This is a genomic window from Corynebacterium pseudokroppenstedtii (assembly GCF_019754945.1).
Classification (GTDB): Bacteria; Actinomycetota; Actinomycetes; order Mycobacteriales; family Mycobacteriaceae; genus Corynebacterium; species Corynebacterium pseudokroppenstedtii.
This window is the reverse complement of record NZ_JAEUWU010000003.1, coordinates 39,637-61,676: the sequence shown is the minus strand read 5'-3', so window position 1 is coordinate 61,676 and position 22,040 is coordinate 39,637. Positions and strand designations below refer to the sequence as shown.

At 58.1% G+C, this 22,040-nt stretch carries 18 protein-coding genes; 10 read left to right on the top strand and 8 right to left on the bottom strand.

Annotated elements, in window-relative coordinates; genetic code table 11:
- Positions 1-8 precede the first annotated feature (8 nt).
- From JMN36_RS05475 to JMN36_RS10890, 4 genes are all read right to left on the bottom strand, one after another.
- Positions 9-1,223: an acetyl-CoA C-acetyltransferase gene (locus JMN36_RS05475; protein WP_204088148.1), complete on the bottom strand. Its 1,215-nt coding sequence runs from the start codon at positions 1,221-1,223 to the stop codon at positions 9-11.
- Positions 1,224-1,406: 183 nt separating this feature from the next.
- Entirely contained in the window at positions 1,407-3,065 is a 1,659-nt protein-coding gene (gene purH, locus JMN36_RS05470) for a bifunctional phosphoribosylaminoimidazolecarboxamide formyltransferase/IMP cyclohydrolase (protein ID WP_204088147.1), read from the bottom strand.
- A complete protein-coding gene (gene purN / locus JMN36_RS05465; protein WP_204088146.1) occupies positions 3,062-3,751 on the bottom strand; it encodes a phosphoribosylglycinamide formyltransferase in 690 nt (229 codons plus the stop codon). Before purN ends, purH begins: the two co-directional genes overlap by 4 nt.
- Positions 3,738-5,987 (bottom strand): cell division protein PerM, encoded by a 2,250-nt coding sequence (locus tag JMN36_RS10890; protein WP_221923993.1) that lies wholly within the window; start codon positions 5,985-5,987, stop codon positions 3,738-3,740. Before JMN36_RS10890 ends, purN begins: the two co-directional genes overlap by 14 nt.
- 376 nt (positions 5,988-6,363) lie before the next feature.
- Between JMN36_RS10890 and JMN36_RS05455 the strand changes: the two genes are divergently transcribed.
- Complete coding sequence (locus JMN36_RS05455) at positions 6,364-7,158, top strand: M23 family metallopeptidase (RefSeq protein WP_221923992.1); 795 nt, start codon at positions 6,364-6,366, stop codon at positions 7,156-7,158.
- A gap of 134 nt (positions 7,159-7,292) precedes the next feature.
- Here the strand turns inward: JMN36_RS05455 and JMN36_RS05450 are convergent, their stop codons facing one another.
- Positions 7,293-9,890, bottom strand: coding sequence for a UvrD-helicase domain-containing protein (locus JMN36_RS05450; protein WP_204088143.1), 2,598 nt, complete (start codon positions 9,888-9,890; stop codon positions 7,293-7,295).
- 136 nt (positions 9,891-10,026) lie between these two features.
- Between JMN36_RS05450 and JMN36_RS05445 the strand changes: the two genes are divergently transcribed.
- The 5 genes from JMN36_RS05445 to JMN36_RS05425 all read left to right on the top strand — a co-directional run bounded on the left by JMN36_RS05445 (position 10,027) and on the right by JMN36_RS05425 (position 15,428).
- On the top strand, positions 10,027-10,338 hold the full coding sequence (locus JMN36_RS05445) for a chorismate mutase (protein ID WP_012731134.1): 312 nt from the start codon (positions 10,027-10,029) through the stop codon (positions 10,336-10,338).
- 166 nt (positions 10,339-10,504) lie between these two features.
- Positions 10,505-12,175, top strand: a complete 1,671-nt coding sequence (gene pgi, locus JMN36_RS05440; protein WP_204088142.1) for a glucose-6-phosphate isomerase — start codon at positions 10,505-10,507, stop codon at positions 12,173-12,175.
- 141 nt (positions 12,176-12,316) lie between these two features.
- The gene (locus JMN36_RS05435; RefSeq protein WP_236881611.1) at positions 12,317-13,426 is read left to right on the top strand and encodes a FecCD family ABC transporter permease; all 1,110 of its coding nucleotides are present in this window, start codon (positions 12,317-12,319) and stop codon (positions 13,424-13,426) included.
- On the top strand, positions 13,423-14,514 hold the full coding sequence (locus JMN36_RS05430) for a FecCD family ABC transporter permease (RefSeq protein WP_221923991.1): 1,092 nt from the start codon (positions 13,423-13,425) through the stop codon (positions 14,512-14,514). Before JMN36_RS05435 ends, JMN36_RS05430 begins: the two co-directional genes overlap by 4 nt.
- An 8-nt stretch (positions 14,515-14,522) precedes the next feature.
- Positions 14,523-15,428 (top strand): ABC transporter ATP-binding protein, encoded by a 906-nt coding sequence (locus tag JMN36_RS05425; RefSeq protein WP_236881610.1) that lies wholly within the window; start codon positions 14,523-14,525, stop codon positions 15,426-15,428.
- A 29-nt stretch (positions 15,429-15,457) separates the two neighbouring features.
- Here the strand turns inward: JMN36_RS05425 and JMN36_RS05420 are convergent, their stop codons facing one another.
- Both JMN36_RS05420 and JMN36_RS05415 read right to left on the bottom strand, forming a co-directional pair.
- A complete protein-coding gene (locus JMN36_RS05420) occupies positions 15,458-16,591 on the bottom strand; it encodes an ABC transporter substrate-binding protein (RefSeq protein WP_236881609.1) in 1,134 nt (377 codons plus the stop codon).
- A 14-nt stretch (positions 16,592-16,605) separates the two neighbouring features.
- Positions 16,606-18,219 (bottom strand): PepSY-associated TM helix domain-containing protein, encoded by a 1,614-nt coding sequence (locus JMN36_RS05415; RefSeq protein ID WP_204088139.1) that lies wholly within the window; start codon positions 18,217-18,219, stop codon positions 16,606-16,608.
- Positions 18,220-18,496: 277 nt separating this feature from the next.
- Between JMN36_RS05415 and JMN36_RS05410 the strand changes: the two genes are divergently transcribed.
- The 4 genes from JMN36_RS05410 to JMN36_RS05395 all read left to right on the top strand — a co-directional run bounded on the left by JMN36_RS05410 (position 18,497) and on the right by JMN36_RS05395 (position 21,188).
- Positions 18,497-19,255 carry a 3'(2'),5'-bisphosphate nucleotidase CysQ gene (locus JMN36_RS05410; protein ID WP_204088138.1) on the top strand — a complete coding sequence of 253 codons (759 nt, stop codon included), beginning with the start codon at positions 18,497-18,499 and terminating at the stop codon, positions 19,253-19,255.
- Between the two features lie 90 nt (positions 19,256-19,345).
- Positions 19,346-20,164 carry a thymidylate synthase gene (locus JMN36_RS05405; RefSeq protein WP_204088137.1) on the top strand — a complete coding sequence of 273 codons (819 nt, stop codon included), beginning with the start codon at positions 19,346-19,348 and terminating at the stop codon, positions 20,162-20,164.
- 29 nt (positions 20,165-20,193) lie between these two features.
- A complete protein-coding gene (locus JMN36_RS05400) occupies positions 20,194-20,859 on the top strand; it encodes a dihydrofolate reductase (RefSeq protein WP_204088136.1) in 666 nt (221 codons plus the stop codon).
- Between the two features lie 41 nt (positions 20,860-20,900).
- A complete protein-coding gene (locus JMN36_RS05395; protein WP_012731124.1) occupies positions 20,901-21,188 on the top strand; it encodes a mycoredoxin in 288 nt (95 codons plus the stop codon).
- A gap of 27 nt (positions 21,189-21,215) precedes the next feature.
- Here JMN36_RS05395 and cobF read toward each other — a convergent pair whose 3' ends face one another.
- A complete protein-coding gene (cobF, locus tag JMN36_RS05390; RefSeq protein WP_204088135.1) occupies positions 21,216-22,040 on the bottom strand; it encodes a precorrin-6A synthase (deacetylating) in 825 nt (274 codons plus the stop codon).

Below are 22,040 nucleotides of genomic sequence, written 5' to 3'. Positions count from 1 at the left end.
CACGGTGCTTAGGCCCACAGTGTCAAGGCATCACCTTGACCACCGCCACCACACAAGCTCACACCAGCGCGCCCACCACCTCGCCGATCTAGCTCATGGGCCATATGGACAACCAAACGCGCTCCCGACGCACCCACCGGATGTCCCAGAGCAATACCACCACCATTGACATTGACGCGTTCCATGCCCACCCCAAGATCCTTAATAGACTGGACAACCACTGCAGCAAATGCTTCATTAATCTCAATGACGTCGAGGTCGTCGATTGACCACCCCGAACGATCAAGCGCAGCTTTCAACGCCCGCGACGGCTGAGAATGCAACTGCGTCGTATCCGGCCCCGCCGTTTGACCATACTGCCCAATAACAGCCAGAACACGGAGTCCCCTCTTCTCAGCCTCCTCACGAGTGGTTAACACGACGGCGGCAGCCCCATCAGAAATTTGCGATGAACTCGCCGCCGTAATCGTGCCACCCTCAAGAAAAGCAGGACGAAGCCGCGATAATCCTTCCGCCGTCGTACCAGGCCTAATGCCCTCATCGGCCCGAACGACCACGGAATCACCCTTACGCTGCGGGACCTCTATTGGAACAATCTCATTATCAAACAGGCCCGCGTCCCGCGCTTTCTCAGCACGCTGGTGGGACAGGGCAGCAATGTGGTCCTGCTCTTCACGAGTAATCCCACGATCCTGATTCCCCCGGTCAGTCTCCTCCCCCATCGTCCTCCCGCTCACCGCGTCGTGAAGGCCATCACGGTTAATCGCGTCAACCAGCCGTAAATCACCATAGCTCTTCCCCTGCCGCACCCCCGCAGCAATATGGGGGGCGTTGGTCATAGACTCCATACCTCCGGCGACGACGACCGATGCATCGCCCACACGGATCATTCGTGTGGCATGAATAATCGCATCCAAACCCGATAGACACACCTTGTTCACGATCTCGGCCGGAACATTCAGCGGGATACCAGACTTTACGGCTACCTGACGGGCTGGATTCTGTCCTGCACCTGCCAGAATAACCTGGCCCATCACGACATAATCCACGTCCTCGCTCACGACGCCGGAATCATCCAGTGCCGACGCCACCGCCGCAGCTCCGAGATCTACCGACGTTTTCGACGCTAATGACCCCAGTAATTTCCCCTGTGGAGTTCGCTTCGCACCCACAATGACGACATCGTCTGGACGGGGTTGACATGCGGCGTGAGAATCAGACATTTTTCCTCCCGGATGGCTATGCAATACCGATCACATTTACAGTAGCGATAAATGAGACCGGAGTGTGCAAAGACACCGAGAAAAGAAGATTTCTCTCAGCTCATTAGTGTAGGTCGGCATGGGTGGGAGCCGACGGCCTCCCCACCACACGACCAACTCCCATGAACCAGCCAGACGAAGCAACTAGTGGAAGAAGTGACGCTCCTTAGTCAGGTACATGGTGACTCCCGCTGTGCGGGCAGCCTCAATAACTTCCTCGTCACGGATGGACCCACCTGGCTGAACAACTGCGCGGACACCAGCGTCGGCAAGCACCTCAAAGCCGTCGGCAAATGGGAAGAAAGCATCTGATGCAGCCACAGCGCCACGGGCGCGACCTTCACCGGCCCGTTGAACTGACAGCCGAGCAGAATCGACACGGTTGACCTGCCCCATACCAACGCCCACTGTCGCACCATCTTTAGCCAGCAAAATAGCGTTGGACTTAACAGCGCGTACAGAGCGCCACGCGAAGGCAAGATCGTCGAACGTCTCGTCATCGGCTGGGTCACCAGCGACCAGCTCCCACGATGACGGATCATCACCGGGAGCATCCAGAACATCCCGCTCCTGAACAAGCACGCCACCGGACACTTCCTTGAGCTGCAATCCTTGACGCTCCGGCTTCGGCGCAACCAGGATGCGAAGATTCTTCTTCGTCTTTAAAAGCTCGAGGGCATCGTCGTCAAATGATGGCGCAATGATGGCCTCGGTAAAGATCTTCTTCACCGTTTGAGCCATCTCTAACGTCACCGGCTTGTTCGCAGCAATGATTCCGCCGTATGCCGACACGGGGTCGCAGGCGTGGGCTTTGCGGTGAGCGTCGGCAACCGACTCGCGGGAAATCGCGATGCCGCACGGATTGGCATGCTTAATGACGGCGACACAGGTCTCACCCGGATGGTCCCACACGGCACGCCAGGCAGCGTCGCCATCGGTGTAGTTGTTATACGACATCTCTTTGCCGTGGAGCTGCTCGGCCTGAGCCAACCCCGGATGACCATGCTCATCCACATACAATGCCGCAGCTTGATGCGGGTTTTCGCCATAACGGAGAGGGTGCGACAGCGTGTAAGTGCTACCCACGAACTCGCCGAACGTGGTCGTGTCCGAACCGGCATTACCTGAACCGGCATCTTCGTTCGACGACGCCTGGGTTAACGCGGATTGCTTCGACATCCACGTCGCCACCGCAACGTCATAGGCCGCAGTGTGCTGAAAAGCGCGGGACGCAAGATCCACACGCTGCGCAAAACTAAAACCGCCATCGTGAACAGCCTTGGCGGCCGCAGCGTAGTCATCTGGGTTCACAACAACCGCGACAGACTCGTGGTTCTTCGCAGCGGCACGAACCATCGACGGCCCGCCGATATCGATCTTTTCCACACATTCGTCACGATCCGCACCCGACGCGACCGTTTCGGAGAAGGGGTACAAATTCACCACAACAAGCTGAAAACCCTCAATCCCCATGTCGTCGAGCTGCTTAACATGGTCCGGGTTTCGTGTGTCAGCCAAAATCCCCGCATGAACTTTGGGGTGCAGAGTTTTGACTCGCCCGTCGAGGCACTCAGGGAAACCGGTGAGCTTTTCGACGAGCGTCACGGGTATTCCCGCATCGGCGATATGAGCAGCGGTGGACCCCGTCGACACGATTTCAACGCCATCAGCGTGGAGGGCGCTAGCTAAATCTGTGAGCCCAGTTTTGTCATAGACGCTGATCAGTGCGCGTTTTACGGGGATCTGGGAATCGGATGTGGAGGTTGGAGCGGGAGAAGCAGTTGCGGATTGGGAGTCGGTCATGGAAGGAAAGATGCCTTTCGTCCGTCTGAAATGTAACCGCGCCGCGCGATCGCATCCAATGTTGAGACGAGCAACCGTCGTTCAACAGTTTTGATGCGGCGGTGGACAGTATCGGGCGTGTCACCATCGTGAATGGGAACAGCCTCCTGATCCAGGATAGGCCCTGTGTCCACACCGGAATCGACCAGGTGAATAGTGCTACCGGTAATTTTCGCCCCATAGGCGACGGCATCGGCCACGGCGTGCGCTCCGGGGAAAGCGGGGAGCAGCGCGGGATGGGTGTTAATCATGCGGCCCCGGAACCTGGCTAAAAACTCATCGCCGACGATGCGCATGAAGCCCGCGCTCACGACGATGTCGGGGTCGTAGTGCTGAACTGCCTGCGCTAATTCACTGTTCCATTGCCGACGACGTTCTGCGTAGGGGTCCTGGTGGTCGGTGTCAGGGTGGCCTTCAGGTGTTGTTGGGGTGTTCTTGCGAGGGGGCGTAACGGTGGCAACCGGGATGTCTTCGTGGCGAGCACGATCGATTGCTAGGCACGGTTTATCCGTGACCAAGGCCTGGATGCTCAACGAGGGCGTTTCTCGGCGCGCATCGAGAAGCGCCTGAAACAATGTTCCCTCCCCCGAGGCCATTACGACAAGCCGAAGAGGGCGACCGGGAAAGACGGGATCAACGCTGATCATCGGTCACACCACCTTGGGGTGAGGCATCGTGCGAGGTGCTGCCTTGAGACGTGTTACCGGAAGATGGCTCTGAGCCGTTGTTCGATTCCGTGGTGTGGTTGTCGGCTGACTCGGTGTGCTTGGATTCGGCAGAATCTGTTTCGGGTTGGACAGCTTTGGAAGCTAACGCGGTTGTGTCACCAGTCTTTTTAGCGTCGTCCGCTTCTGGCTCAGGAGCATCATCGTGGTTGGACTCCCCGTTGGCTTTTCCGTCGGCGGTATCTTCCTCACCGGAATCCTCGATGCCGCTTTCATTATCACCGTCGTCATCGTCGGACTCGCTAACAGCCGACTCATTCTCTGCATCCGACTTGTCGCCGACGTTCGACTCATCATCCGCGTCCGACTCCTCGCCAGCTGATTCACCATCGGCGGATTCCACCCGCTGCGTGGTGGGTTTCTCGTCGGCACGGGAAGCAACAGAATCGTCCTGCTCAGCTTCACGCGAGCCACCACGCTCCGAACCGTTCACCTCACGAGGCGACGTACTCCTGCCTCGGCGTATGCCGATCACCGCCATCGTGATCACCCCCACGGCAAACATCCAGCCAGCAGCGACCGCGCCAGTTAGCCAGGGAGTTGGCCCAGACCACCCGTACGCGCCGACGACGCCGCTGTTCAGCCACGCGGCAACCATTGCAACGATCCCCGCCGACAGGGCAGCCACCCCAACAGTCCCATACGGGGAAACGACAACACGTCGCTGGCTCAGGAATCGTCGATAAACAAGAATGGCGACCGCAGCCGGAATGAAAAGTCCGAGCCATGCGCCAGGGAAAACATCGCCAGGCATCGCGGCAAGTACCGGCACCGGAGGCAGCTCCGCGCGCGTCGCCGTGAACAAGCTGACCTGCGCCGCACCGAAATTAGCCTCGGCACCCGCAAGAACACTCGCCGACGCTAGAGCCATGTTCGGGAAATAAGCAATCCACAGCAGGGTCAGGCCAATTTTGCCGCCGACGCCCGGCGCGATGGAATACGCGTCCGTAAAGGCCGACCAGTGGGCAATAAGGCTAACAATCACAACAAGCGCGCCGATACCGCCCATCGCCGCAAGGAAAGCCATGCCCAGGCGGAACGCGTCGACAGGCCACTGCGGCACGCCGTAAAAACGCAGCAACGCCCGCCACAAACGCTTGCCCATCCCAAAAATGATCGCCAGTGCGTTGAGAGCGAACGTCGACAAGACCGACATCCAGACCGACGGCACGTTCACTGGAAGGACCGGCTGCGCGTCCCACAGCATGGCCAGCGCGGTTAGCGTCAGCAAGATAGGAACGGCCAACGAACAGCCGACGAGCATGCGCACGTCGCTGACGCTGATTCGCTCTCGGACGACAGACCGGATTCGGAGCGCTATCCACAATGCGTAGCCCAGCGCGGGAAGCAGCGGTAGAAGGCCAAGATCGGCGCCGGACATCGAGAGCGGCGCGAGATTGAACGTCAACCACAGGGATGCAATGGTGGCCGGAGCTGCGACGAAGGAAAGGTCCAACGCCAATAAGATAATGAGCGCAACTGCGATGATGACGCCGATCACGGAGACATGGGTGGCGGCAATTCCCGGCAGGAATTTCCTCAACCGTGTAGTAAACGAGCCACCCGCGGCGCTGCGAGCCGCGCTACCGCTCCTCTGCCACCATTGAGTCCAGCGGTTGAGTCCGAAACGCCGTCCGCGGGGAGATGCCCCGGCGGCACCGCGGTCACTTCCCGACCCCCGACGGCCATCGTCCGGGCCGGCACTTGTGGTCCGAGCACCCCGAGTACCTCGCGCACCCGCATTTTTCTTTCCGGCGGCTGCTGCGTTGTCGAGATTCCCCGCGCCACGCCCCCGCGATGCTCGATCCTCATCTGTTCGACGTGAGCCACGCGTTGCACGAGCTTGTGGACGTTGCTCGCGAACATACTGTTCGGACGCGCGAGGCGCCTGGTTTGCGCGCGAATCGCCAGCGGTTGACCGCGGCCTGGAGGAATCACGATGCGCAACGTCGTCAAACGAAGGGCGACTGGATTGATGTGACGATCGCTCCGCACCCGTCTCCGACTGACGCGATGAGCGGTCGGGGCGATGCTGCCGTGAGGACGATGGGGAGTCCCACGTCAAGCGCTGCGCATCTGTGCCGCGGGATCGGCGGCCATTCTTCCGTGACCGCCCATCCCCCGGACGTCGAGAATTCGATGGGGTGGTATTTCTCACTTGTCTATCCTGACACCTTCCGCGCGTGGGGCACATGAGGCACTCCGGCTTTCGGGGCTATAAACCCAAAAAGTCCAGGCCAGCTGAGACAACTGTAGTCGCCTGTGATTAATGTTCCCACCCGTACCAAATCTGTGACACATCACATAATTCGCCCGTGGTACGAATCCGTGTTCCGGCGCTCACACCTCGGTGAGAAAAAGATGGAAAACAGCTTGCCGCGACGCTAGCCGTTCGTTACTATTTCGTTCGGAGATTACAAAACGATTACGCTTACCTGTTAAAACAGTTAAGCAGTAGGGTCGATGTGAAACACACAGGAGCCAGCCGAGTGCGTGGTGCGGCTGGCCACCATTTTTGCTTGAGAGGTGTACACGTGCGGACGAATCGAGGCAGCCATTATGTCGGGACGCATCGCCGCCAGACAACTCCTAAGGCCAGCCGGGTAGCCTCGGTCGCCGTTGCAGCCGGTGCGTTGGGCACCGCGGGAGCTGTCGGCGCAGGAGCCGCCACCATTGGCCATAGCGATGGTGTCCGGTTGGTCGCCAAGGACGCCGACGCTACACCTTCTGAGGCAACTGCTTCAGAGTCCTCGCCTCAGATTCTTCAGCTTCCTCAAGCTAAGCCGGTTGCGAATCTGCACGACCAGATCGCGAAGACCGTTGAATTCAATAAGCAACGCCTTGCTGCCGATGCTGCTGCGCGAACACCTGAGCCCGCTGCACAACCTGCTTCAGCGGGTCCCGTTAGCAACGCCATCATGAATGCTCTCGGGATTGTTAAGCCTGCTCAGGGCATTCTGACCACCGGTTTCGAGATGCGGTGGGGAGCCTTCCACAAGGGCATTGACATCGCCAATGTGCTGGGCACCCCCGAGTACGCCGTCATGGATTCCACCGTTATCTCTGCAGGCCCTGCTTCTGGGTTCGGACAGTGGGTTCGTCTTCGTGCCGACGACGGCACCGTGTTCGTGTACGGCCACATGGAAACAATCAACGTCACCGTCGGACAGCGCGTCAAGGCTGGCGACGTTATCGCCGGGATGGGTTCGCGCGGGTTCTCCACCGGATCACACTGCCACTTCGAGGTCCACCCCAATGGTGGCGAGGCTATCGATCCGCTGCCATGGTTGGCCGCGCACGGAATTAACCTCGGCCCGATTCAGCGCTAACGCTAGCTTCCTTCACTCATCGCTGGTCCCCTTGCGGATCAGCGATTTTTTCGTCGCGGAGCCGATGTATTCGGGCCTCCCCCGGCCGGCCGGTGCAAAATCCCCCTCCCTGTAAGAGCGCCACACAGACGCTCTTAAAGCTTCTCCATGGGAACGTTGCCGATCAGCATGAGCCGGACAGTGCCTTCCTTCCCGAAATTGATCACCACGCTGGTGTGCTTCCCCAAGCCCGAGACTGATTCCACAGTCCCCAACCCGTATTTATCGTGATTGACTTGGTCGCCGACCTCGAGATGAAGCGCCGACGCAGGCGTGCCCGAACGACGATCCGAAGACGAGCTCACTCCACGCCCCGCACCCCGGCGGCCACTAGCACCATGACCCGACGACCCGGCGCCGCCATATTGAGAGCGATACCGAGAGTTGCCCCGCCGATACCCGGAAGCCGATTTATCTGGCCATCCCAAGGACCAGTCGCCGCTATCCCAGCTTTGCTGAGGTTCCTCACGTTCCCAGTGGATCAGTTCCTCAGGAATCTCCGCAATAAACCTCGATGCGGGGTTATTCACCGGCTGACCCCAAGATCCCCTGGTCACAGCTCGAGAAATATACAACCGACGCTGCGCACGCGTAATACCCACATAGGCCAATCGCCGTTCTTCTGATAACTCTGACGGATCACCCAGTGCTCTCATGTGCGGGAACTGCCCGTCCTCCCAACCAGTGAGGAATACGACCGGGAATTCAAGACCCTTCGCCGTGTGGAGCGTCATGAGGGTGATAACGCCGTTATCTTCATCAGGAATCTGATCCGCATCAGAGACTAAGGAAACACGCTCCAAGAACGCTTGCAAACTCCCTGGCTGAGGTTCGCCCTCCTCTAGAAAACCTTCGTCACCTGCAGCAGGATCTATTCCTCCGCTGCTACCGACGCCATCACTGCCGACGCTGGAACCATCCACCGCGTGAGCTACTGGGGCACTCTCCGATGCGGTAGCGCTAGGCATGCGTTCATAAGCCAACTGATGCGCGGCTTCGGACGCGAACTCACGCGCAACAGAGACGAGCTCCCGGAGGTTATCCAAGCGGGCACCGTCCTGCGGATCATTCGAGCCCTCCAGGCTTTCCAGATAACCGCTACGTTCAATGACGTCATTCACAATCGCGCCCAAATCCGGGATACCCAGATCGTCACCGTCATGGGATACCAGCTGGTTATCGGCGGTATCGTCGCGCAATCCGTCCATCATCTCGACAAAACGGCCCACTGCCTTGTTCCCGCGCGACCCTAACGCCGGAATGTCCCCGTCGGCAGCTGCCCGCAATGCAGCACCCATACTGACGCCGTGATCTTCCGCGTACAGAGAGAGCAAAGACAAAGCTCGATTACCAATTCCTCGACGCGGAGTGTTTATTATCCGTCGCAAGCTGACCGAATCGTCCGGATTATCCAGAACCTTCAGATAAGCAATGATGTCTCGAATTTCTTTGCGCTCATAGAATCGCGTTCCACCGACCACCTTATACGGAAGACCATTGCGAATAAAAATATCTTCCAATGCTCGCGAGGCGTTATTTGTGCGGTAGAAAACAGCGATATCACCATAGTTAATGGTGGAGTTATCAACTAACTGATCAATCTCACGTGCCACAAATCGGGCTTCATCGTGCTCATTGTCGGCCACATATCCGACAATTCTTTCGCCCTCCCCCAGTGCCGTCCATAGGGTCTTTTCGCGACGCCCAGAGTTTTGGGAAATCACAGCGTTAGCAGCAGAAAGAATCGTTTGGGTGGAGCGGTAATTCTGTTCGAGCAAAATCGTTTCTGCGTGGGGATAATCGCGTTCAAACTCTTCAATGTTGCGGATCGTAGCCCCACGGAAGGCATAAATTGACTGGTCAGCATCGCCTACGACACATAACTCGCTCGGCGGAATCGCATCCCCATCGGAGCGCTCGTCCCCCACTAGCGTCGAGACCAACACATACTGAGCGTGGTTCGTATCCTGGTACTCATCCACCAACACATGGCGGAACCGTCGTCGGTAATAAAGTGCCACTTCCGGATACTCTCGGAAAATACGAACAACTTCGCCGATTAAATCATCGAAATCAACCGCGTTTGATGCACGCAGACGCTTCTGATACTCGGCGAAGATCTGCGCCACGGTCTCATTAAACGGATTCTTATCGTCTTCGGCGTCGGCGAGTGCTTCTTCGGGAGTGCGTAATTCATTCTTGAGATTGGAAATCGCCGACGACACTGTCCGCGCCGCAAAACGCTTCAGGTCCAAATTCATATCGCGGGCGATCATCGTGAGCAGCCGTCGCGAATCATCACTGTCATAAATAGTGAAGTTAGTATTCAAACCAGGAATAAGATTGGCTTGCGCACGAAGAATACGGACGCACATGGAATGGAAGGTCGACACCCACATACGTTCCGCAATCGGACCAATAAGATCAGCAACGCGTTCCTTCATTTCCGTCGCCGCTTTATTAGTAAAGGTGATAGCCACGATATTCCACGGCGCTACCCGACGAACACCAATAAGGTAAGCAATCCGACGGGTAAGAACCGCTGTCTTTCCCGAACCAGCCCCCGCGACGACGAGCAACGGAGAACCCTCATGCTCGACCGCCTGCCGCTGCTGCGGATTAAGTCCTTCCAATAGCTGCTGTGGAGTCAATGGCCCACCATCCGGCAAGCGAGTGGAAAGGCTATCGTTCATAGTGCGTATCTCTTCCTAATAAAATCTGTCTAGCTCACGGCGAGTTTCAAAGCGAGTCGTGCTCGTGAAGTACGGGACAACCAGCTTCACGCGCTCGCACTCCAACCTACAACCCAGGTATGACACAATAAGACCCATGACTGAGCCTCGCGATTCTCTGTCTACGTCCAGCGAGGTCACTAGCGGAACTAGTGATCCGTTATCGAACGAACGTATCCAGGAACTAAGAAAAGAAATAAATCAGCTGGATAACACGATTATTTCTGCTATCAAACGCCGCACGGAGATCTCGCATCTCATCGGACAATCGCGAATGGGGTCGGGCGGAACTCGCCTCGTACACACGCGCGAAGTCGCGATCATCAACGAGTTCCGAGAGGAGTTGGGGACAGAAGGCCCTGCCATCGCGTCAGCACTTCTTCGCATGGGGCGGGGACGGCTGGGCTAAATCCCGGCATCGAGGCTGATTATCATGGCCACCTATCATGGCCGATTATCCAGCCCGCAGCATGTCAACCGCTTGCCCGTGGAATTGCCGATTCGCGACTAGCATGGCTCAGGGGGCGCACACGACCTCAATGCGCCACAGTTATCGTCGATAAGAAGGATTTTTAATGAATTCACCATTGCCAGATATCACCGCGACCGACGAATGGTCCGCACTGAAGGACAACGCGAAATCAATCGAGTCAACGACGTTGCGCGATTTGTTCGCCAATGACCAGGATCGCGCGAAGAAACTCAGCTTTTCCGTAGCTGACCTGCACGTTGACTTGTCCAAAAACCTTATTAACGACGACACCCTCAAGGCATTGATCGCTCTCGCGAAGAAGGCGGACCTTGAGGACCATCGCGACGCTATGTTCAGCGGGCGGCATATCAACTCGACGGAAGACCGAGCAGTGCTGCACACCGCGCTACGCCTTCCTGCCGAAGAGTCCTTGCACGTGGATGAGCAGAACGTAGCGGCCGACGTACACGACGTCCTGGCGCGGATGCGTGATTTTGCGCATGCCTTGCGTTCCGGCGAATGGCTGGGCGTCACCGGCCACACGATTAAAACTGTGGTGAATATCGGCATCGGCGGGTCTGACCTCGGCCCGGCTATGGCAACGCAGGCTCTCCGCAGCTTCGCCACCGCGGGAATCTCGGGACGCTTCGTCTCCAACGTTGATCCGGCTGACTTCACCTCAAAGGTCGCTGACCTTGATCCCGCAGAGACGCTCTTCGTCGTCGCGTCGAAAACCTTTACGACGCAGGAAACGCTGGCCAATGCGCATGCGGCGCGTCGCTGGTTCCTCGAGAGCCTCCACCTGGAGGACGGGACCGATGAAGCAAATGATGCCATCGCCAAGCACTTCGTTGCGGTTTCGACGAACGCTGAAAAGGTTTCCGAATTCGGCATCGATACCAACAACATGTTCGGATTCTGGGACTGGGTTGGTGGCCGCTACTCGGTAGACTCCGCCATCGGGCTCTCGCTCATGGCCGTGATCGGGCCCCAGAACTTCATGAGCTTCTTGGAGGGCTTCCACGCCGTGGACGAGCACTTCCGGAACACCCCGCTGGAGAAGAACGTCCCCGTTCTGATGGGTCTCCTCGGTGTCTGGTACGACGATTTCTTGGGCGCGCAATCCCACGCGGTACTGCCATACTCCCAGGACTTGGCACGTTTCCCTGCCTACCTCCAGCAGCTGACGATGGAGTCGAACGGCAAGTCCGTCCGTATCGACGGCACCCCGGTCACCGCACCAACGGGCGAGATCTACTGGGGCGAGCCCGGAACGAATGGCCAGCACGCCTTCTTCCAATTGCTCCACCAGGGCACTCAGCTGGTACCAGCTGACTTCATTGGGTTCGCTACACCCAACGACGATCTCCCCACGGCGGACGGCACGGGCAGTATGCATGATCTGCTCATGTCGAACTTCTTCGCGCAAACGAAGGTTCTGGCTTTCGGAAAGACTGCCGACGAAATTGCCGCGGAAGGCGTGGATCCCAGCATCGTTCCTCACAAGGTCATGCCGGGCAACCGCCCCACGACGACGATCTTGGCTCCTGCTCTCACACCGTCTGTGCTTGGCCAGCTGATCGCTTTGTACGAGCACATCGTCTTCACCGAAGGCACGATCTGGTCTATCAACTCCTTCGACCAGTGGGGCGTCGAGTTGGGCAAGAAGCAGGCCGGCGAGCTTCTCCCCGCAGTCACCGGAGAGAAGGGCGTCGATACCGGGGATGCCAGCACAGACTCTCTGATCTCCTGGTACCGGGAAAATCGAAAGTAGATTCCGCCATATCATAAGCTAGGGCTAAGCTATGTGGGCACTCAGGTTAGGCTATGGCCTGATACTGTGCATAGAGATATCGCATAGACATCTCGCGACTGACCACTGATGTTCACACTTGACTGATTTGCGCCCTAACTTATGACTGTTACTCATTCACCGGCGGCCTCGCCGACGCCGACGTCCGCCGATGGCTCACCCCAGCCACCTGGTAGCAGCAAGGCAGGCCGACGCCTCTATGTGCGTCGGATTACCGGCCTGGTTGTTTTACTCGTGCTGCTTGCAGTGTGTTTATGCGCTGCGATGGCACTGGGGTCACGCAGTATTCCCTTACCCAAGGTATGGGATGTCCTCAGCCATTTCTCGTCATCATCCGATGCCTCAAATAGTGATACCGATACGCGGGTGATCATTGACCTCCGCATTCCCCGCGCCCTTCTTGGGGTCATTGTTGGGATGGCACTTGGATGCGCCGGGGCATTGATTCAGGGACATACACGCAATCCGCTTGCAGATCCCGGCATTTTGGGGGTTTCGGCCGGAGCGGCCTTCGCGGTGGTCACGAGTTTCGCATTCTTCGGAGTAACCGGAAATGTCGCGACGACGCTCTGGGCGTTCGGTGGAGCAATCACTGCCACAGCCTTGGTGTTCGGCTTGGCCTCTGTGGGCAAGGCGACGGCGAGCCCCTTGAACTTGGTTCTCGGCGGGGCCGCGCTGGCCGCCGTCTTGTCGTCATTAACCAGCGGTTTGGTGTTAACCAACAACGACAACCTGAATCGCATGCGTTTTTGGACGGTGGGTGCGATTGCCGGCCGCGATATGAACGTCGTGATGGTGTCCGCCCCGGTGATCATCGTGGCGCTCATTGCGGCCTTCGCCACCGGCCCTACTCTCAATCTTCTTAACTTGGGTGACGACGCTGCGACCTCGTTGGGAGTTCATGTCGGGCGGTCCCGAATCGTCGGCGTCGTACTTATCGCGTTGCTGGCCGGAGCAGCGACGGCTGCGGCGGGACCCATCGGCTTCGTCGGATTGGTGGTGCCCCATGTTGTCCGTTCCATCACGGGTCCGGATTATCGCTGGATATTGCCCTATTCGGCGCTGACGGGGGCTGTTCTTGTGCTGGTGGCCGATATTGTGGGTCGCCTCATCGCACGTCCGGGCGAAGTGGAGGTCGGCATCGTCCTCGCGTTCGTCGGTGCACCGTTCTTCATTTATCTCATCAGCCGTAACAAGGTGGTGGAAGTATGACGACACCGCAGCAGAGCAAGGTTCGTTTACCGCACCACCGGAGGGCGTTTCGGTGGGGTCCCGTGTCCGGCGTGCTGTCCCCTCGCCCATTACTGGTGTGCCTCGCGCTCGTCATAGCTGGGGTATTCCTCTTCGCTGTGGCGATTGGTATCGGCGATTTCCCCATCGCCCCCATGGACGTCTTGTCCGTCGTTTTTACGGGTGGCGGCTCACGCATTGAACAACTGGTTGTGTTCGAGTGGCGAATGCCCCGCGCACTATCCGCCGTAATTGTTGGTGCAGCCCTGGCACTCTCTGGTGCGCTCACGCAGTCAGTGACCCGCAACGCCCTGGCCAGCCCTGATATTTTGGGCGTGACATCCGGTGCCTCTGCAGCTGCCGTGACGGTCATTGTGCTGGGTTCGGGTAGTGGCTTCGCCGGGTGGCTTGCCGGAGCAGGCATCCCGGCCGCTGCATTAATGGGTGCCCTAGGCACGACTGTTCTCATGTGGCTCATCGGATTCCGTGGCCGTCAGATGGATATTTATCGGTTGGTTCTGTTGGGCATTGTGGTCACTGCGCTGCTCAATTCGTATATCCACTTCCTCATGATTCGTGCCGAAACAAGCGACGCGGCAGCTGCCAAATTCTGGCTGACGGGCTCCCTTTCTTCGGTGACCTGGAACCGTTTGCGGCCGGTGATGGTCGTCCTTGGAGTTTGCATCATTATCTGCGTCTGGATTTCTTTTGAGCTTCGCGCATCACAATTAGGTCCCGACCTGGCTTCCTCCTTGGGCCAGCCCCGACGGCTGGTTGATGCAGCGATCCTCGTCGTGTCGGTGGTGTTAGCTGCCTTTGCGGTGTCCGCCGGTGGTCCAATTGATTTCATCGCCTTCGTCGCGCCCCAAGTGGCGATGCGTTTAGCCGGCACTTCTGCCCCACCGTTGTTTACCTCAGTCCTCACGGGCTCGGTGCTTTTGCTCCTGGCCGATATTGCTACCCAAACGATTCTTCCCACGGAGCTTCCCGTCGGTTTGCTCACCTCAGCGATCGGTGGCGTATTCCTTATCTACCTCCTTGTCCGCACGTCACGAAAGGCCACGGTATGAGCCACACCATGAATTCATCATCCAGTGCGTCAGGCTCCACACCCGCGCAGCCCGCAGAAAACTCGACGCCGCGACACGAGGGTGTCCCATACTTCGTCGATGCTGCCCCGGCAGGCTCGCTGACCTTGTCTGGTCTGAGGGTCTCGTACGGGGATCGCAACGTTATTCCCAACTTGGATGCGTCCATTCCGGGTGGAGCCGTCACCACCATTATTGGACCCAATGGTTGTGGTAAATCCACTCTGTTGAGGGCTGCAGCTCAGCTGATTTCCTCCTCGGGGTCAATCATGCTTGACGACGTCGACGTCCGGTCGCTGCGTCGAAAAGAGTTAGCACAGCGGATTGGTGTGCTACCCCAGTCACCCATCGCTCCCCCAGGCGTCGTGGTCAGCGACCTGGTCGCCCGAGGACGGCACCCCCACCAATCCTGGTTCCGGCAATGGTCGTCGGATGATGAAGAAGAAGTAGCGCGGGCACTTGAACTCACCCACGTCGCCGATTTGGCGGACCGGCCGGTGTCGTCGCTATCAGGCGGGCAGCGACAACGAGTGTGGATCTCTATGGTGTTGGCTCAGGACACCGAGGTGTTGTTCCTGGACGAGCCGACAACCTACCTTGACCTCTCCCACTCGATTGAAGTGCTGAATCTGGTCACCGAGCTGAAGCACCGCTTGGGTCGGACCGTGGTGATGGTGCTGCATGATTTGAACTTGGCCGCGCGCTATTCCGACTACGTGATCGTGATGGCCGACGGGCAGGTGACAGCAGCCGGTAAGCCATCCGAGGTTCTTACCGAGGAGCTTTTGGAATCATCATTTGGGCTCGACGCGAGAGTCATTGAGGATCCGGAATGTACTGACGCACCGCTGGTGGTGCCCCGGAAACCCAAGGTGCTGAATTCTGCACAGAAATAAACCGCCGTAGTTTTTACTCCACGGCGGTTTTACTTCACCGTCTTTTTGAGCTCATCCAAAATGTAATTAGCTGCAACCACCGATGCATTGAGGAACCACGGGTCGGGATCCACCCCGACAGCGTGGCCCTTTTTCACGACGTCCAAATTCCCCCACAAAGCGTCTTTCGTGAGCTTTTCACCTTTGGTATTGAACCCATAGAACAGATAATCCGCATCAAGCTGGTCAAGGTTCTCCGACGAAATAGGGTGCGACACCTTATCCTCAAAACGCTGGGACGTCGGCCGGGAACATCCCCCACCTTTCAATACCTGGCCAGCCAGCGATAAAGGCCCAAGCATCAGGTAGTCGGTGCCCTTGTTCCTAATCAGCGATACGGAGGGCGACGTCCCGCGGTCCTTCTTCCATTCAGCGACGGCATCTTCATGGTCATCAATGAGCCGCTGCGCGTCATCACGCTTACCCACGGCATCCGCAATGGTCCGGAAATCATCCTTCCAGTTCTCCGCCCCACCCTTGCCCGTCACCACGGGAGCAATCGATTTCAGCTGGTCAAGGACATCATCGCTCGTCCTGTCGTTCGCCAAAATAAGAGTGGGGTGAAGCGTGGCTACTTTCTCCATGTCAGGCTGCGTCCGCTGCCCGACGATCGTGATGGAGTCAAGATCGTATTTTTCCCCGAATTTGTCCTTGATGTATTGGGGGATGCTCTCCGACGACGACGCCTGAGCATTAGCGACTCCCATCCCCACTGGGGTTATGCCCAACGCCAAGAGCCCGTCGATCTGCCCAGTGTTCAGAGCAATAATTCTCGACGTATCGTGCTTGCCGGCACTTTTATCCGACGATTTCTGGGACGACTCTGCCTCGGCGTTTTCACCGTCGCTGCTGGACGATGAACATGCCGCCAAGCCTAAGGCCACGCCGGCTCCCATTCCGGCGACGAGGAATGAACGTCGCGAGAGCCGCCGCTCGTGGGCTCGGGACGCTCGTGATAACGAGCGGTGATCCCGTCGTAACGAATAATGGTGTGAGAACAGCTTCTCCCGTGAGGTGTGCTGCTGATGCACGTTAACCGACGATTCCCGCTGGTTCTGCAGCGTTTCGTCACCGCGTTGGCTATCTGGGGAGCTACTGGATACCTCTCGAGGATTCTCAACCATGAATTTAGGTTAGCCTAGGCGTTGGCTTCTGCGAAAGAGGTGTCTTTCGACGATCCATCGTGGCCGCGTCGGCCTTTCCACCGAATCACGAACCCGATCACGATATCCAGAGCAAGGAAAGCGAGAGCGCTGATCGCGAAGAGCGGGGCTAACAGGCCGTACCCGATGAGCAGAATCGCCGCTACCGCGAACCCGATGATCGAGGACCTTCTCCATGCACCTCGGCGGGGTGCCCGTCCGAAGTTGGACCGGAAACCGTTCCGGTTCCGCGTCGGGCGTCGCTGCCACCACATCATGTAGCCGCGGACGACGATGATGCAGATCATGATGGCTAGGGCTCCGAGCGCGATCTGGCTCACAATGCCGAAGAGAATGCCCATGTGGAGCTGAATCCCCCACTCAGCCAGTTTCGCAGCGAAGGGCCAGTCTTTAAACCACACGGTATCGACAACTCGCCCTGTTTCCCCGTCGACAGAGACGGAATCATGGCTGAAGTACCACGGTACTCGCAGGTCAGTGACGGTCCAGGCTTCGCCCGGCGCGGCAGGAGCCGTCGCCTCAAAGCTGGCTTTAATGCCGGCGTGCTTGGCTGAGGACATGACCGTGTCGACGTGGTTTTGTGCTTCGAGAACCGAATCGTGAGGCGTCAGCGCGGGTGAGTCAGAGCTCATGCCGCCGTGGCCGCTGTGGCCTCCGTGTCCGCCGTGGTGACTGTGATCCATGGACGCATCAGGGGAACCGACGCTCTGCGAGACGGTGGTGTCGGGGGTGGGTTTGGCCCAGTTGAGCTGGACTCGCCAGTCTGCGATTTGTGCGCCTGCGTACTTTGACCAGGTCAAGCCGGTGGCAGTGAGGAACAGCATTCCTAAGCACGCCCATGTTCCGATGATCGCGTGCCGACGCATACTCTTCGGACGCCCGGTTAGCGGTTTCGACGATGAGTGAGACTCTGATCCCGTGGCGCGCTTTTTCTTGTTCTTGTCATAGACTTTCCGCCACCACATGACGAGCCCGGAAACAGTCAGCACACCCAACCAAGCGGCAGCGGTTTCAGCGTAGATACGCCCTGGTTCCCCGAGAAAAAGGTTGCGGTGTGCGCGGTCAGTCCATTCACGGAATCGGAGTGAGGAGGAACTGCCGAACTGGACGGTGTCACCGACGACTTCCCCGGTATAGGGATTGACCATGACCACTCGGCGGTAACTCTTCGAGGGCAATGAGGGGTCATTGAAAAGGACGCGGGTGGTGGCGCGGTCGTCGTTGCGGATCTGCACCCCGCTGAACGTGAGGTCTGGGTGGCGCTCCGCTGCCGTGCGTATTTGATCTTTGACGTCTACCCGCTGATGACTATGAACATCCGAGGCCGGGACGTACATTTTGTCGTGGTCGATGGTGGACTCAATGCTCGGTGCGGCTGCGTACAACAGGCCGGTCACGGCTGCAATGAGGATGAAGGGGCCCACAAAAACGCCGGCGTAGAAGTGGATCCGGTGGATCATGGCCCGCACGCTGCCACCGCGATGCGGGAAGCGTGCTCCGCGACGGCGGCTTCGCTGGCCGTCGTTCACGTCGTCGTGGTTTTCACTCTGTTGTTCGGGATGAAAATCGCTTTGCGTTGTCAGGGTCACGTATTAATTAGTCGAGGGTTATGGTCTGATAGTTCCTTGCGAAGACGAATCAAGTTCCCATCGCTGCCTCTACTACCCCCGTCGGCCGCTGTAATCTGTTCTTTTTTCATCATTAACGGGGGTAATTACCAAGACGACACGTGACGACGAGACGCCCTTCCTAGACGACGTGCCCACGTCGTCAGTCCAGCGCGATCAGTCCAGCAAGTCCTGACGTGGGGACTGATCCCGCCCCCGTGGTGGAGACAAACGACTGACAACGGCTAAAGTCGTCTACGTGAGTGCTTACGTTGACGATGCCACCCTTGCCCTGCGCCTTGCGACGGGAACTAGTGAGATCCTGAAGGGCGTCCGTTCCGTCGGTTTGCTTGAAGGACCTGGCCTCGGCGCGGCGGGTGATGACTTAGCCCAGACGTGGATTGAGCGCGTACTCTCCCGTCACCGCCCCGATGATGGTTTTTTGTCAGAGGAAGCCGCGGATAACTTAGAGCGGCTGAAGAAAAACCGCGTGTGGATCGTCGACCCCCTCGACGGCACCAAGGAGTTTGCCGGCGGGCGCCAGGACTGGGCAATCCATGTTGCACTCGTAGAAAATGGCATTCCGACGCATGCCGCGGTGGGACTTCCCGACGCTGGCCAGGTCTTCCACACTGGTTCGGCCAAGGCTGTGATGGGCCCGCGGGCTAACAAGATCGTTGTGTCGCACAACCGTCAGCCTGAGGTCGCGCAGGTCATTGCCGACAAGCTCGATAGTGAAGTTGTTCGCATGGGCTCTGCTGGTGCGAAAGCCATGCACGTGTTGCTCGGCGACTATGACGCCTATGTCCATGCTGGTGGCCAGTACGAGTGGGACTCTGCAGCCCCGATCGGCGTGTGCACCGACGCTGGCCTGCACTGCTCGCGTCTTGATGGTTCGCCGCTGCGGTACAACAACGAGGATGTTTACCTCCCCGATGTTGTTATTTGCCGCCCGGAGTTGAAGGACACCATTTTGGAGGCTGCCGCCGAGTTCAAGAAAGAGCATGGACACTACTAAGCCCCACGTCGGTAATTAGTCGCAGCCTCGGTGACCAGGGGTTTGTGGGCACCCGGCCAATGAAATTAAAAAAGCGCTACCATGACTGGCATGTCCGCGAGCGAGAGTACTGCTATTCCGACGCCATATGAAGATCTTCTCCGTGAGATTCTGAAAGACGGCAACCACCGGGATGACCGCACCGGCACGGGAACAACGAGCCTCTTCGGGAAACAGATGCGGTTCGATCTCTCCGAGTACTTCCCTCTTCTCACGACCAAGAAGATCTTCATGCGGGGGCTTTCGGAGGAGCTGTTTTGGTTCCTCCGGGGTGAATCCAATATCCACTCATTACTCGAAAAGAATGTCCACATCTGGGATGAGTGGGCCGATGAGGACGGAAATCTCGGGCCGATTTATGGGGTGCAGTGGCGGTCATGGCCGACACCCGACGGGAACACCATCGACCAGATTTCGCAAGCCCTGGACATGATTAAGAACAACCCGACGTCGCGCCGGATTATCGTATCTGCCTGGAATGTTGCGGATGTTCCATCGATGGCGCTGCCTCCGTGCCATCTTCTTTTCCAGTTCTATGTCGCCGACGGGAAACTCTCCTGCCAGCTCTATCAACGCAGCGCCGACATGTTCTTGGGCGTACCTTTCAACATCGCGTCGTATTCGCTCTTGACCCATATGATGGCCCAACAGGCAGGTCTTGACGTCGGAGAGTTCATTTGGACCGGCGGCGATTGCCACATTTATGACAACCACCGCGACCAGATTGACCTTCAATTATCTCGGGATCCGCGCCCCTATCCGACGCTCTCGTTAACCAAGGCTGCAGATTTATTCTCGTACACCTGGGATGATGTCGATATCCTGAACTATTACCCGCACCCAGCCATCAAAGCACCGGTCGCGGTGTAGCCAATTCCACTCCACAGGCGGTGAGCTCAATGTCTACTTCATCCTCCACAGGCGTTCACTCGCCCACTAGTGGCGACGCTTCCCCGTCCCCGCGTCGAACAGTAGAGCCGGAACAACCGCTCATCGGGGTTATCTGGGCCTCCGATAGGGACGGGGTCATTGGCGACGGCACACGAATGCCGTGGCACGTCCCCGAGGACATGGCACACTTCAAGCAGTTGACGTGGGGTGTGCCCGTGATCATGGGCAGCGCAACCTGGTCAAGTATTCCCTCGCGTTTCACGCCACTGCCTGGGCGTACCAATATCGTTCTTTCCCGACACTGGAGTGACGAGGACACGCCCGAGGGCGTCATCCTTCACCATTCGTTAGAAGCAGCGTTTAAGGATATTCCCCACCCGGTATTCACCCGGCGCGTCGCACCGGAAAATGTGGACGCATGGGTCATCGGTGGGGGCGAAGTCTACCGCGAGGCCCTCGCCCGCCCCGAGGTCCGGCTTGCCGTTCTCACGGAAATCGACGCGGCTGTCGGGCACTATTTCGACAGTCCCGTTACTGCCCGGTTGTCGTCGGAGTGGGTGCCGTCGTCGCGCAGTGAGTGGAAAACGTCCCGCAATGGAACGATCATCGGTGATGGCAACGATGGCCGCGACACGCAGCCACTTCGCTATCGGTTCTGCTATTTCAGCAAGTAAACCATGCCAATCAATCCACTGTGACGCTATAGTGGGGCGTTATGAGTGAAGTTATTCAGAAAAATAACCCATCCGGAAACGAAACCGCAGCCACGATCTACTACGCAACGTGGTGCCCGTTCTGCAAGAAACTCATCGAGAATTTGGATCGCACCGAAACGCCGTATTCTCTTATCGACATTGACCAGTCGGAAGAGGCTGGCCAGTGGGTGGAAAGCGTCAATGACGGCAACCGCGTTGTTCCAACTGTGAAGTATTCCGACGACACCACCGCGACTAATCCGCCGGCGGGCGACGTGCGTCGCAAAGTTGAAGAGCTTTCTTCCTAAGGCTTTTAACGAAGCTAAACCCAGCCTCTACGTCATAAGCGTTTCTGGCTGATCGTCGCCGTCGGGATCGAAGTACCGCAACAGGTACGTATCCATAATCCACCCGTGTTCCGCACGTAATTCCGCTTTAGTCCGTGCAACCTCGTCGGCGATGTCACCAACCCACCCTTTGCGTAGTACCTGCTTATCCGTACTGACGTAGGCACCCCACCACATGTAGGTGTGGTCGCGGTCGATGCCGGGGTGGGTCCACGCAGTTTTACCGTCGAGCATGACTACGGTGTTTGCCACGGCCTTGATCCTGGACGTCGTATCGGAGGTATCCAGGTCTTTCTGTAATTGCCGTCCTGTGGTGACCATGATCGGCTCACCAATCCGGTTAATGAGGATACGATGAGCTGCAGTAAGCGCCTGAACAGCGGTAATGCCGGGGTACACCTCGGTGCGGCACTCCAACCCCAGGTTCTGCATCCGCTCGATGATGCGCAAGGTGGAGTCATACAACGAGGGATCGCCCCACACGAGAAATGCCGCCGTCTGGCCGTCGCTCAGAGAGGACGTAATCGTGTCGGCCAGCAGGCGGGCGCGTTCTTGGTGCCAGCGCTGAACCTCCCGGTGATACTCGGGGGCTCCTGCGGGGTGGCGGTCACGCGACGGATCGTCGACAGTGAGTAACGGAAGATCTGGCGCGTGAGCAGCCAATATACGGCGGCGCAGCTCAAGGAGATCCGCCTTCGTGTCCCCTTTATCCAAGGCGACAACGGCATCCGAGGACGCCAACGCCGCGGCAGCATCGTGGCTAATATGCCCGGGGCTTCCTGCTCCCATACCAATGACACGGAGTAAACGCAT